This is a genomic window from Novosphingobium sp. ERW19, assembly GCF_012641315.1.
Lineage (GTDB): Bacteria > Pseudomonadota > Alphaproteobacteria > Sphingomonadales > Sphingomonadaceae > Novosphingobium.
Map to the genome: position 1 here is coordinate 206,126 of NZ_JABAIC010000006.1, position 11,570 is coordinate 217,695.

Sequence of the window (11,570 nt, forward strand, 5' to 3'; positions counted from 1 at the left end):
GCTTTTGTGATTACTGCTTCGACCAGCCGGCCGGCGGCGCTTTGTGCAGCCGTGCCTCGGGCGTGATCGCGCGGATCTTGCGGGCGAAGCTGCGCAGGCACACTTCGCTTTTGCCGATTGGTCCGGCGCCGTAGGAATTCGACGCCATGCCTTGCTGGATCCGTTCGATCAGCCAGGTGTCTTCCGCGTTGACCACCCGATTGATCCGCCAGTTGGCATATCGCACCAGCTTCATCTCGCGGCGTTCGTCCGGTAGCGCAAAGCACATCTCGCGCAGCAACGAAGTCGTCGGCGTCAGCGGCAGCCACTGCATGAAGTCGATCTGATCCGCATAGATATCGAACGCCATGTTCGGCCAGAGCTTGTAATACAGCCACCGGCGCTGCGATTGCTGCGGAAGATGCGGCACCTCCGGCAAATGCGTCTGATAGAACCGTTCCCAGAAATTCGCCGAGGGCTTGTCAACAAGGTCGCCCTTCATCCGGTCGGCCCAGCCGTGGTCTGAGATCTCGTAGGACTTGCCGAAAATTCGCGTGAGGCCGTCGTGCGCTACCGGGATGTGCAGATTGTCGGAATAGTTGTCGCCGACATTCTTCCAGTTCACCTGCCGCTCGCGCAGGCGCACGTCGCCGATACGGCGCATGTCCTCAAAGCGATAGGGCGCAACTTCCTCCTCGAACGGCGCCATCATTTCGGCGACACTGGGGAAGCCTCCGTCCACAAGGCGCACGAACACGAAGCCGCGCCAGATCTCGACCGCAACCGGCACGAGGCCGTTGTCTTCAAGCTTGAGCGCGGGATAGTCCGACTTCATCGGCACGCCCGATAGACGTCCGTCAGGCTCGAATGTCCAGGCGTGGTAGGGGCAGACCAGCTTCTTCGCGCAACCTGCCGGACCTTCGACAAGACGCATGGCGCGATGGCGGCAGACGTTGGCGAAAGCGCGGATCGTGCCATCGTCGCCACGGATCGCGATCACACTTTCATTCAGGTAATCCAGCGTCCGGTAATCCCCGGCATCCGCAATGTCGCTTTCGTGGCAGACGATCTGCCACGAAGGCCGGATCACCCGCTCCATCTCGACGGAAAAGTATTCCGGATTGGTATAGAGCCAGCCCGGCAGGCTCCAGTCCGCGTCGGGATCGACCTCGTCCGATGAGATATGGCGGAATGCGCCAGATAGATCGCCCATATGCCCGAATCCAGATAGCTTATTGAACAATCGTACAACAACGGGCAGAATGTTCAAGAGATGAGCGAAGCATCAGCATCCCCCGCATTCCGCCGTGCAGAACCTGACGTCCGGCGACTGAGCCTGATCGAAGCCTGCGCCCGCGTGCTTGCCCGTAGCGGGGCAGCCGGAGCCAGTGTACGCGCCATTGCGCAGGAAGCAGGTGCCTCGGTCGGCCTGGTGGGTCACTACTTCGGCGGTGTCGATGCGCTTGTTGCAGCGACTTACGATCATATCGATCGCCGTGTTGCCGAAGCGCTCGACCTGGCAGTCGCCGCTGCTGGTCCCGCCCCTCAGGACAGGCTGGAAGCTTTCGTCACGGCATCCTTTGCGCCGCCGATTGCAGACACGGCGCTGCTGGCCACGTGGATCGCGTTCTGGAGCCTTGTCACGGCACGCAAGGACATTGCTCGTCAACATGACGAGCAATACGCCCTTTACCGCGCCCGGCTCGAAGCCCTGCTTGGAGATTGCGGCGTGCCGGTCTCGGCACGCCGTCGGCATGCCATCGCGGTTACGGCGCTGGTGGACGGGCTCTGGCTCGAACTGTGCCTGTCGCCCGGATGCTTCACCCCCGAAGAAGCGCGGGACATCGCCCGCGGCTTCCTCGCTTCGATCACTTCGTCAGGTCGGTGATTAGGCTCAGGTAGTAGGTAATCCCCGGCCGGATGTTGGAAAGGCGGGTCCGCTCATTGAGGCCGTGAGCGAACGACTCCGAATCCTTCGAGAACGTCGGGCTGAGGCCGTAACTGGGCACGCCGACCGCGCGGAACCACATCGAATCCGATGCCCCTGATGATTGCGAGGGAACGAGCGGCACGCCGGGATAAGCCTTGGCCATCGCCTTCGTTACGGCAGCCATCAGATCGGGCCGCAGCGGCGATGCCGACGAAGCCACCGAACCGACCGTGACGTCGGTGATCTTGACCACCGGATCGTCAATGACCTTGCCCAGTTCCGCCATGATCTCCTCCTTGGAGTGGCCGGGGAAAATGCGACAGTTGATGTTGGCAAAGGCCCGCTGCGGCAGGGCGTTCTCTGCGTGTCCACCACCAAGCATCGTCGGAACACAAGTCGTGCCGACCAGACCGACCATGGCAGGATCGGCGCGCAGGGTAGCCAGCGCATTCTCATCGGCGGGATTGGCCGCGAAAGCGCGCATGGCCGCAGCCACTTCCGGCTTTTCGGTAAACGGCGCTGCTTTCTCGAATGCGGCCTTGGTGATTTCGTTCTGCTCGGCCTTGAACTTGTAGGCACCCACTTTCACCAATGCTTGCGAGAGTTGCACGATCGCATTGTCAGGGCGGGGCGCGGAACTGTGCCCGCCGGGATTGGTCACCTCCAGCCGATAGTCGGCATAGGTCTTCTCCGCGCCCTGCCACGTCCAGAACAGCGGCTTGGCAGTCGCCTCGTCAAGCAAGCCACCACCGCCATCGACATTGATGACCAATTCGGCGTTCTTCAGCCTTTCGGCAATGATCGCGCTGGTCTTCATCGTCGTTTCCTCGTCACCGGAAAACTCGATGACGATGGTACGCTTGGGCTTGAAGCCCTGTCGGCGCAGCTCGATCAGCGTCGAAAGAGCCAGCGCCCCGTCGAACTTCATGTCGCTCGCGCCACGACCATAAAGGATACCATCTTCCACTACCGGCACGAACGGATCGCGCTCCCAATCCTCGCGCTTGGCCTCAACCACGTCCATGTGGCCCGAGATCACCAGCGGCTTGAGCGCCGGATTGCTGCCCTTCCACGTCGCGATGATGTAGGCGGTATCGTCCACCGGCGTGATCTCGATGTCCGAGGCGCTCCAGCCGCCCGCCACCAGCGCGTCACCGAAGAGCCTGGCAACATCAATGGTCCTGTTGCCCTCACCCCTGACCGAGCGAATGGCAATGGCCTTCTGCGACAGGTCAAGCACCTGCGCCTCGGCCTTTGAATAGGCGGCCTCCTTCGCGGTGGCAGGCATTGAGCACACGAGGGAAGCGGCAAGGACAACTCGGAACTTAGCGACCATGGACAAGACTCCTTTGCAGCCAAGCTGACTTCTGACGAAGCGACAGGCAACCGCTTTTACTGGGCATATCAAATCAGAAAGGCCCCGGACGCGATTGCGTCCGGGGCCTTTCGAAGCCCGTCTAGATGATGATCAGGCCTTGACCTTGCTCGTGTCGAACGTGCCGAGTCCGGGCTTGAAGCTCTTTTCATCCAGGAACTGGCGCGTGGCTTCCTTGCGAGCAGCGGCGCCGCCAAAGCTGTGCAGCGCTTCCTGCGCACGGATCTGGTACTCCAGACCGTTGTCGTAGGTCATGTCGACCATGCGGCGCATCGTCCACTTGGTTGCACGCAGAGCATGCGTGTCCTTCTTCTTGAGCGCTTCGCAAATTTCCAGAACGCGCGCCTTCAACTTGTCAGCCGGGACGGCTTCGGTGACAAGGCCCTGATCTTCGGCCTGCTTGCCGGTAAGATTCTCACCCATCATGGCGTGGTACATGGCCTTGCGGAACGGCATCAGTTCCTGGGCGACCTTGGATGCTCCGCCACCGGGCAGAATACCCCAGTTGATCTCGGAAAGACCGAACTGGGCATCTTCAGATGCGATCGCTATGTCGCAGCCAAACAGAGGTCCGTAACCTCCGCCAAAGCACCAGCCGTTGATCATCGCGATGGTCGGCTTCTCGTACCAGCGCAGACGCTCGAACCAGCCATAGCTCTCGCGCTGTGACTTGCGCACCGCTCCAAGCCCCTGAGCCTCGGTCTCGCGGAAGTATTCCTTGAGATCCATTCCTGCGGTCCAGGCGTCACCCTCGCCGGTCAGCACCAGAACCTTCACATCGTCGCGGAATTCGAGTTCCTCAAGCACCGCCTTCATCCGGCGGTTAAGCTTGGGGCTCATGCAGTTGCGCTTTTCCGGGCGGTTGAATTTCACCCAGGCAATGCCGTCTTCCACGGTGAAAGCGACGGTATCTTCTTCCGCGCGCTCGATCTTCTGCTGTTCGGTCATGGTCTTTCCTCTAGGGCAATCGTGCAAATTCAGATGGGATAATGGCCGGGCTGGGTTTCCATCGTGATCCAGCGCAGCTCGGTGAAACTGTCGATGCCGGCTTTGCCGCCGAAGCGCCCGTATCCAGACGCCCCGACGCCGCCGAAGGGCATCTGCGCCTCGTCATGCACAGTGGGGCCGTTCACATGACAGATGCCAGACTTGATCTGGCGCGCCACGCGCAGTCCGCGTGCCGTGTCGCGGGTGAAGACTGCGGCCGACAACCCATACTCGGTGTCGTTTGCCAGTTCGATGGCATGGGCTTCGTCGCGCGCTCGGATAACGCCGACGACCGGACCGAAGCTTTCGTCGCGGAACAGCTTCATGTCCTGGGTCACGCCCGCGACGACATGCGCCGGCATCAACACGTTGTGCGTGGTCTCGCCCCCGGTCAGCAGCTGCGCTCCCTTGGCAAGGGCATCTTCGATCAGGCTCTTGCAGTGCGCGACTGTCTTTGCGTCCACCACCGCACCCAGCGGCGTCGTCCCCTCGCGCGGATCGCCTACCGGCATGGCAGCTACCTTCGCCTTGAACTTCTCCGCAAAAGCATCGGCGACGGCATCGACCACGATGATGCGTTCGGTCGACATGCAGATCTGCCCCTGGTTCATGAACGCGCCGAACGCAGCCGCCTTGACCGCCTCGTCAAGGTCTGCGTCCTCAAGAACGATCAGCGGCGCCTTTCCGCCCAGCTCCAGCAGGCAGGGCTTGAGATGTTGTGCAGCCCGCACCGCGATGATCCTGCCCACGGCAGTCGAGCCGGTAAAATTGATACGCTTTACCTGCGGCGCGTCGATCAGTGCGCCAACGACCTCGGCAGCATCCTTAGGCGCATTGGTGACGACATTGACCACGCCTTCAGGAAAGCCGGCCTCGGCAAAGGCTTCGATGATCAGGGCGTGCGTGCGCGGGCACTGCTCCGATGCCTTGAGAATCACGGCGTTGCCGCAGGCGAGTGGCACGGCGATCGCCCGAACGCCCAGAATGATCGGCGCATTCCACGGTGCAATGCCGAGGATCACCCCGACCGGTTCGCGCAGAGCCATCGCCACGCAACCAGGCTTGTCTGAAGGGATGACCTCACCCGATATCTGCGTCGTCAGCGCGGCAGCTTCCCGCACCATGCTTGCGGCCAGCCCGAGGTTGAAGAGCGCCCAGCCCCTGGTTGCCCCGATCTCGCCCATCATGGCCTCGACGAAGGCATCAGCACGGCTTTCGAGCGCAGCAGCCGCCTTCATCAACACGGCGCGCCGGGCATTTGGCCCCATGGCCGCCCAAGCTGGAAATGCTGCCGCAGCACGGGCGGCGATTGCAGGAATATCCGACGCCTGCATGGCCTCGGCCGTCGAAGCTACCGCGCCAGTCATTGGATTGATGCGCTCAAACAGCATGTGCTCTCTCCCATTTCTGTTATGGGTTATAGCAATCAATAATTGCCGTCGCAACAGGTCATTTGCAAAGTGGAGGACCTGACCTTTTGTGCAGGGAATGCATCGTTACCGCTCGGCAGACGGGATGCGCAGATGGGAGACAATCGAAAAAATACGCAGGAATTCTGGCTTTCGACGCCGCGCCATCCTGGAAGCAGACCCGCGCACTCACTTGCTTAATTGCAATAAATGCAACCGGACATGTGGGTTTCGCACTTGCACACAAAGCGCAATTACCCCATTTCGGAGGGGCCTTTCAGGCATCCTCTCCCAAACTTTTCAGGGCCGCCCCGGCAACGGTGCGGCCCATTTTTTGTCTATCGAAGGCGCTCGCCGCTTCAGGGCCGTCTCAGGTGTGCGGCATGATCACGCTGCGCCCGATGACACTGCGCTGCTCCATCGCCTCAAACGCACACTTCCAGTCATCAAGCGCGAAGGTCGCGTGCAAGTGGGGGCGGATCCTGCCCTGCCCCGCCAATTCGAGGATGCGCGCGACGTTCTCCTTGCCCCGGTCCGGGAAACGGCGCCCATACTCCCCGGCGCGCACGCCGACGACCGAGAACCCCTTGATCAGAGGCATGTTCACGCGAACCTCCGGGATGCGCCCACCTGCAAAGCCGACGACCAGCAGACGACCGTCAAATGCAATACAGCGAGTCGATTCGTCGAAAACGTCTCCTCCCACGGGGTCGTAGACAAGATCCGCTCCTTTGCCGTCGGTGATCGCCAGCACCTGCTCGCGGAAACCGGCACTGCCGTCGATCACGTGGGCGGGTTTGTAGAGGTCGCTGATGGCCTCACGCTTTTCCTGAGTAGAGGCAACGGCAATGACCTTCAGGCCAAGAGCCACTCCAAGATCGACGGCAGCCAGTCCCACGCCGCCAGCGGCCCCGTGCACCAACAACCATTCGCCTGCCTGCGCCATTCCGCGACAGACCAGCGCCACCCAGGCAGTCAAATAAGCAGCCCGCAAGGCCGCGCCCTGGGCCATCGAGAGTCGCTCAGGCAGCCTAAGGAGAGCCCCTTCAGGGAAACACCCGAATTGGGCGACCCCGCCGGTGAGCATCCCTGCAATCACACGGTCGCCTTCACGCCAAGGTCCATCGCTTGGCGCACGCACCACAATGCCCGCGGCCTCCATGCCCGGAACGAATGGCAAGGCCGGTTTTGCCTGATATTCCCCACGGGTCATCAGGAGATCGGGAAAACCCAGCGCGGCGGCTTCGATCCGGATCAGAACCTCGTCCGGCTTCGGCTCCGGAATCGCTGCATCCACAATGCCAACACCGGACAGATCAGCACTCAGATTCCGGACCTGCAGCGCTCGCATCATTCTGGTCATTTTCATCTCCCCGGCAGAGCGTGACGCATTCCGATAGGCACTCCAACAGCCACTTCTTGACCGATCATCAAAAAAATTTCTTGCGCCATTGCTGCGGCGCACAAAGCAGAGGGCATGACGCGCACGGGTGGAGGTCCCTTTTGCAATCTTGCTCCAGCCCTTCCGGCAAATGGCTGACTTCCGCCAACAATTTTGAACAATCGTCCTAAGTCAGCTTTCTTAGGCCGATATGGCATGCATGAAATCTGCCCTTTCCGCGCCGCATCGATGCTGCGTGGCAACAGCCAAAACCCCTTAAATCCAAGGGTTTTGCAGGGAATATGGCTTGTCCGACGTGCGCCCTCGGCCTATTTTATGCACGGATCAACAAGCCGGGCAAACCGCACGGTCCACCATGATAAGCGGGGCCACAAAGGCACTCGCACATAAAAGACAGTACGCAGGAGAATGCTCATGAAGACCCTTATCGCCGCCACTCTGGCGGTCGGCTTGCTGTCTGCGCCGCAGATCGCTCTTGCCGCACCTGCCCCCCAAACCGTCAACATCGCCATCTCGGCCGATGGTCTCGACCTGTCCCGTCCTTCGGACATGCGCCGTCTTCGCAACCGCATTGCCGATGCCGCTGCGGAAGCCTGCGATCCGGCTGACCGCATGATCGTGACGCCGATGCCTGATTATCAGTGCCGCCGCGCCGCAGTCGCCAGCGTCGAACCGATGGTGCAGGAACTCGCCCTCGCTGCCCGCAGCGGGAAAATGGCGCGCCGCTGATCGATCTTGGGCCAAGCCTCGCGTTGGCGTGAAGCCTGGCCAGAAGCGCAACGCCGCCTGGAGGAGCATTTCCCCTTCCGGCGGCGTTATCGCCTTCAGGTGCCGAGCACCTTCAGCGCGACTGCGGCCGCCGCAGCCCGCGTTTCAACACCCAGCTTCTCGTAGATGCGTTCCAGGTGTTTCTGCACCGTGCGCGGGCTGATCGCGAGCACCTCCGAGATCATCCCGTTGGACTTGCCGTAGCTGATCCAGAGCAACACTTCGGCCTCGCGATCTGTCAATCCCAGCTTGATCTGCAATTGCGCCACGTCGGCCTTGGGATTGAGCTCGTTGAGCCGGATCAGCACTTCGCTGTCGCGGTACTGTGCAATCACCACAAGTTCGAGCGCGCTTTCCCCTTGCTCGATCCGCACAGATGCCCCCGGGGCATTGCGCGCCAGCACGCGAAGCAATGGCAGCCGGATCGCATCGGGCAGCTGTCGCTTCTCCCGGCTCCATTCCGGACTTGCTCGAAGGATCGCGCGTTCAGCCAGCGGCGTGCACCAGAGACAGCGGCCCTGTGGATCGACAGCCATCATCAGCCGTCCGGTTGCATCCAGGCCGGCAGCGCTCGCCTGCATTGCCCGCGCATTGCCTAGATGCACCCGAACCCGCGCCAGCAGTTCATGCACGTTGACCGGTTTGCGGAGGTAATCGACGCCACCAGCTTCGAAGCCTTCGATCACGTGCTCGCTTTCGGTAAGCCCGGTCATGAACATCACCGGCACGTGCGCAAGTTGCGAGCGTGCCTTGATCTGCCTGGTTGCTGCAAAGCCGTCGATACCCGGCATCACCGCATCCATCAGGATGAGGTCCGGCACGACATGCTCCAGCAGGTCCAGCGCGGCCGCACCCGATATGGCGACGAGCACGGTGATGCCCGCACCTTCGAGTGCGTCGGTCAGGAAGCGGAGCGAATCCGGCTCGTCATCGACGACCAGAACCGTATCACGACGCAAGTTATCGCCACTCATCGGGCAGGTCCTCCAGTATCCTTCCGATCCCGGCGAGATCAAAGCGGTCGAGATGATCGAACAGGCGCACGGCAAGCTTGTCTGCAGCCGGATCAGCGGCTGCCAATGCCTTGATCTCTCCTTCGAGCGCCCTGACGTGGCCGATCTGGACCAGCGCCTTCAACTTCTCGACGTGTTCACGCGTGGCGGCAGAAACCTCGACGCGGTCACGCGCGGCAGTGTCACCCTCCCGCGCTTCGGGCAGGATCCATTCCAGCTGAAGATGGCGCCCCAATGCGTCGAGAAGCGACCCCAGATCCACTGGCTTGAGCAGGAACGCATCGTGGCTGGCCTGCTGACCGGAGAGTCCGTGGCGCTCGAACGCATTGGCCGACAACATCAGTATCTTGAGATCGCGCCCGCAGCTGGCGCGCAGACGTTCGGCGACATCCCAGCCCGACATGCCGGGCATGCTGACATCGCATATCACGGCGTCGAAAGCTTGCGCATCAGCCAATGCCAGCGCCGTGGCTCCATCGCCCGCCTCTGAAACGTCGAAGCCGGCCTCGGCAAGAACGGTCCGCAAGACACAAAGGTGATCAGCGTCATCGTCGACCAGCAGGATCGCGCGCCGGTCCCCCCTGTAGCCGGTCGGGCGAACCTTGTCGGCCGCATGATCGACCATGCCCGAAACCTGCGGCGCCATAAGCTTGATCGAGAAGCAGCTGCCGCGGCCAACCGCACTTTCCAGCTTGAGGTCGCCGCCCAGCATGCTCACGACAGCGCGCGTTATGGCAAGACCAAGGCCTGCCCCTGTCCTCTCTGCCTCGGATGCAGCATCAGCGCGCTCGTAAGGTGCAAAGATCTGCTCCTGCCGCTCGAGCGCGATGCCGGGACCGGTGTCGTGAACTTCGATCGTGGCAATCTGGCCGGACCATCGCAGCACAAGCCGGATTTCCCCACGCTGCGTGAACTTTACCGCGTTCGATACCAGGTTGATCAGTGCCTGGCGCACGCGCCGTTCATCAAGCCGCACGAACTCGGGCAACCGGCCCTGTATGCTGCAGACGAACGACAGCCCCTTATGCGCCGCCAGCGGCGCAAACATCTCGGCTACCTGCTCGACCAGAGCTCCGAGCCGGATGACGCCGTTATCGACCCGGACCACGCCCTGTTCAACCGAGGCAATATCGAGCAGGCCCTCGACGAGGTTTGTCAGATGTTCGGCGCTGCGGCGAATGACACGCGCAGCCGCCAACGGATCGACCTGTGCGCCCCGTTCCACAAGCTGGGCATAGCCATAGATCGCATTGAGTGGAGATCTGATTTCGTGGCTGACATTGGCAAGAAACCGGCTTTTCGCCTCGTTCGCAGCTTCCGCCGCGGCGAGGCGCGCACGAAGCTCCGCCACCTGATCCTGCTTTTCCACTCGCGACTGCCGGGGCGGCCGTCGACCCGCCTGTGCCCCTTGTCTGCTCCCGCCGCGCCGGGAAGTTTGCATTTCAATGACCCCGCGTGCCTGTGTTGTTGTCTGAGGCACGCGGCGATTGTGCACTGCAACTAGCTTTAACTCAAGCCCCGTAAGGCGACGCCTTGGAGGGCGAACCGTGCAGTCAGATCAGCTGGTCTCGCTGCAAGCGCTGCAACAGGCGCACCGCTACGGAGTGGCGGATGGCCTTGCCCTCGCGCAGCTTCACCCACGTGTTGAGCCCGATGCCGAAATGGTTCTGGATCACTTCCGGCTTCTGGCACTTAAGGACGGACGCCATCTTGTGGACGACAGCGGGCTCGACTTGGGTGAGACGCGGCGTTGGCATGTTCCCTCACGGACTATGGTTTCTGCCGACACCATATTTTTTGCAGTGGCGAACAGGCATACGTCATTTGCCGCATCCCATTACTTGACATCTGTCATATTTTGACAAGCCCCTACGCGTTAGAGCCTGCGACAATCGGATACGTGACGAGCGAAGATCTGCGCACTATCCTGGAGCCAGTTCAAGTCGAGGGGAATGGTCATGGCCACGATATCTGGCACGCACGATTTCATCCGGTACAATGCAGTTGCGCGCCTGTTTCATGCCGGCATTGCAGCATTGGTTCTGTTCAATATCCTGACCGGAATCTTGGGCGAGGCCATCGAAGATATCTGGCAGCCCTTCCCCGCACACAAGGCCACCGGCATCCTGATTCTGTTTCTGTCGCTCGCCCGCCTCGGCTGGCGCTTTACCTGGACCATGCCGGCATGGCCCGCAACGATGGGCAAGCTCCAACAGAACGTGGCGCGCCTGACGCACGGTGCACTTTACGTCCTGATGATCGTCGTGCCGCTCACCGGATGGATCTTTTCCTCGGCCGGCAAATATCCCCTTTCGATCTATGGCCTGTTTGATTGGCCGAAGCTTCCGGTTGCCAAGGGTTCGGCCCTCGCCGAAGCTGCGCATGAAGGGCACGAAGTTCTTGGGTTCCTGATGGCAGGCCTTGTGATTCTGCATATTGCGGCGGCGCTTCATCATCATTTTGTCATCAAGGACAATGTCTTGCGCCGCATGCTCTGAAGCGCAGACGTATTCTGACCGACAAAGCGAGGCAGAACACGTACTAGCCCCATCGAAACGTGCATGGGGGGCGACGGATTTCTGCCATGACTGACTTGGCTCACACTCCACGCTTGCCCTTGCGCCCAAGCCTCGCCTACCGTCCTGCTCGAGAGTGTGATGCAAGGCGCTGCGACAGTCATCCTCCGCGGCAAGGTGGAGCGCGGCAC

At 61.4% G+C, this 11,570-nt stretch carries 11 protein-coding genes; 3 read left to right on the forward strand and 8 right to left on the reverse strand.

What is annotated here, in order from left to right; genetic code table 11:
- Positions 1-10: 10 nt before the first annotated feature.
- Positions 11-1,192, reverse strand: coding sequence for an aromatic ring-hydroxylating dioxygenase subunit alpha (locus HGI46_RS13525; protein ID WP_168904626.1), 1,182 nt, complete (start codon positions 1,190-1,192; stop codon positions 11-13).
- 60 nt (positions 1,193-1,252) lie between these two features.
- On the opposite strand from HGI46_RS13525, the gene HGI46_RS13530 reads away from it, so the two are divergent.
- Positions 1,253-1,867 carry a TetR family transcriptional regulator C-terminal domain-containing protein gene (locus tag HGI46_RS13530; protein ID WP_168904627.1) on the forward strand — a complete coding sequence of 205 codons (615 nt, stop codon included), beginning with the start codon at positions 1,253-1,255 and terminating at the stop codon, positions 1,865-1,867.
- On the opposite strand, the gene HGI46_RS13535 is transcribed toward HGI46_RS13530, so the two are convergent.
- The 4 genes from HGI46_RS13535 to HGI46_RS13550 form a co-directional block, all read right to left on the reverse strand.
- Positions 1,848-3,197 carry a M20/M25/M40 family metallo-hydrolase gene (locus HGI46_RS13535; protein WP_240946762.1) on the reverse strand — a complete coding sequence of 450 codons (1,350 nt, stop codon included), beginning with the start codon at positions 3,195-3,197 and terminating at the stop codon, positions 1,848-1,850. The two genes, HGI46_RS13530 and HGI46_RS13535, sit on opposite strands and share 20 nt — an antisense overlap.
- A gap of 180 nt (positions 3,198-3,377) precedes the next feature.
- A complete protein-coding gene (locus HGI46_RS13540; protein WP_168904629.1) occupies positions 3,378-4,232 on the reverse strand; it encodes a p-hydroxycinnamoyl CoA hydratase/lyase in 855 nt (284 codons plus the stop codon).
- Positions 4,233-4,261: 29 nt separating this feature from the next.
- On the reverse strand, positions 4,262-5,662 hold the full coding sequence (locus HGI46_RS13545; RefSeq protein WP_168904630.1) for an aldehyde dehydrogenase: 1,401 nt from the start codon (positions 5,660-5,662) through the stop codon (positions 4,262-4,264).
- 388 nt (positions 5,663-6,050) lie between these two features.
- Positions 6,051-7,043 carry an NADPH:quinone oxidoreductase family protein gene (locus HGI46_RS13550; RefSeq protein ID WP_118074719.1) on the reverse strand — a complete coding sequence of 331 codons (993 nt, stop codon included), beginning with the start codon at positions 7,041-7,043 and terminating at the stop codon, positions 6,051-6,053.
- 453 nt (positions 7,044-7,496) lie between these two features.
- On the opposite strand from HGI46_RS13550, the gene HGI46_RS13555 reads away from it, so the two are divergent.
- Positions 7,497-7,811, forward strand: coding sequence for a UrcA family protein (locus HGI46_RS13555; RefSeq protein ID WP_168904631.1), 315 nt, complete (start codon positions 7,497-7,499; stop codon positions 7,809-7,811).
- A 95-nt stretch (positions 7,812-7,906) separates the two neighbouring features.
- Here HGI46_RS13555 and HGI46_RS13560 read toward each other — a convergent pair whose 3' ends face one another.
- From HGI46_RS13560 to HGI46_RS13570, 3 genes are all read right to left on the reverse strand, one after another.
- Entirely contained in the window at positions 7,907-8,824 is a 918-nt protein-coding gene (locus tag HGI46_RS13560; RefSeq protein ID WP_168904632.1) for a DNA-binding response regulator, read from the reverse strand.
- Positions 8,811-10,232 (reverse strand): ATP-binding protein, encoded by a 1,422-nt coding sequence (locus HGI46_RS13565; RefSeq protein WP_346766734.1) that lies wholly within the window; start codon positions 10,230-10,232, stop codon positions 8,811-8,813. Before HGI46_RS13565 ends, HGI46_RS13560 begins: the two co-directional genes overlap by 14 nt.
- A gap of 184 nt (positions 10,233-10,416) precedes the next feature.
- On the reverse strand, positions 10,417-10,620 hold the full coding sequence (locus HGI46_RS13570) for a hypothetical protein (protein ID WP_168904634.1): 204 nt from the start codon (positions 10,618-10,620) through the stop codon (positions 10,417-10,419).
- A gap of 201 nt (positions 10,621-10,821) precedes the next feature.
- Here HGI46_RS13570 and HGI46_RS13575 point away from each other — a divergent pair, with 201 nt between their 5' ends.
- Positions 10,822-11,361 (forward strand): cytochrome b, encoded by a 540-nt coding sequence (locus HGI46_RS13575; RefSeq protein ID WP_168904635.1) that lies wholly within the window; start codon positions 10,822-10,824, stop codon positions 11,359-11,361.
- Positions 11,362-11,570: the final 209 nt, after the last annotated feature.

Excerpts from the sequence above, each read along its gene's own strand:
- HGI46_RS13525 (WP_168904626.1), bottom strand. The coding sequence starts at position 1,192 with ATGGGCGATCTATCTGGCGCATTCCGCCATATCTCATCGGACGAGGTC.
- HGI46_RS13530 (WP_168904627.1), top strand. The coding sequence starts at position 1,253 with ATGAGCGAAGCATCAGCATCCCCCGCATTCCGCCGTGCAGAACCTGAC.
- HGI46_RS13535 (WP_240946762.1), bottom strand. The coding sequence starts at position 3,197 with ATGCCTGCCACCGCGAAGGAGGCCGCCTATTCAAAGGCCGAGGCGCAG.
- HGI46_RS13540 (WP_168904629.1), bottom strand. The coding sequence starts at position 4,232 with ATGACCGAACAGCAGAAGATCGAGCGCGCGGAAGAAGATACCGTCGCT.
- HGI46_RS13545 (WP_168904630.1), bottom strand. The coding sequence starts at position 5,662 with ATGCTGTTTGAGCGCATCAATCCAATGACTGGCGCGGTAGCTTCGACG.
- HGI46_RS13550 (WP_118074719.1), bottom strand. The coding sequence starts at position 7,043 with ATGACCAGAATGATGCGAGCGCTGCAGGTCCGGAATCTGAGTGCTGAT.
- HGI46_RS13555 (WP_168904631.1), top strand. The coding sequence starts at position 7,497 with ATGAAGACCCTTATCGCCGCCACTCTGGCGGTCGGCTTGCTGTCTGCG.
- HGI46_RS13560 (WP_168904632.1), bottom strand. The coding sequence starts at position 8,824 with ATGAGTGGCGATAACTTGCGTCGTGATACGGTTCTGGTCGTCGATGAC.
- HGI46_RS13570 (WP_168904634.1), bottom strand. The coding sequence starts at position 10,620 with ATGCCAACGCCGCGTCTCACCCAAGTCGAGCCCGCTGTCGTCCACAAG.
- HGI46_RS13575 (WP_168904635.1), top strand. The coding sequence starts at position 10,822 with ATGGCCACGATATCTGGCACGCACGATTTCATCCGGTACAATGCAGTT.